The organism is Brucella tritici, from assembly GCF_008932295.1.
GTDB classification, from domain to species: domain Bacteria; phylum Pseudomonadota; class Alphaproteobacteria; order Rhizobiales; family Rhizobiaceae; genus Brucella; species Brucella tritici.
Map to the genome: position 1 here is coordinate 1 of NZ_WBWA01000147.1, position 219 is coordinate 219.

A 219-nucleotide genomic window follows, 5' to 3' on the forward strand; every position below is an offset into this window, starting at 1 on the left:
GCACCGAAACCTGCCTGCGTATCCATGGTTATGTTCGTTACGACGCAACCGGCGGTGACCGCGTTTATGCTCGTACGCCTGGCGATCTGGACCGTGACACCTGGGGCAAGCTTGCTCGTGCAACGCTCCGCTTCTCGACCGCTTCGGAAACCGAACTCGGTACTCTGAAGACCTTCACCGAACTGCGTTACAACTGGAACGGCGGCGGCGACGGCGAAG

General features: G+C 60.3%; 2 pseudogenes. One reads left to right on the plus strand and one right to left on the minus strand.

Annotation, left to right across the window (positions count from 1 at the left end):
* Positions 1-20: 20 nt before the first annotated feature.
* Positions 21-149: pseudogene (locus tag F9K91_RS26850) on the plus strand (porin); the annotation flags it as partial.
* Here F9K91_RS26850 and F9K91_RS26855 read toward each other — a convergent pair.
* Positions 144-219: pseudogene (locus F9K91_RS26855) on the minus strand (hypothetical protein); the annotation flags it as partial. The pseudogenes F9K91_RS26850 and F9K91_RS26855 sit on opposite strands and share 6 nt — an antisense overlap.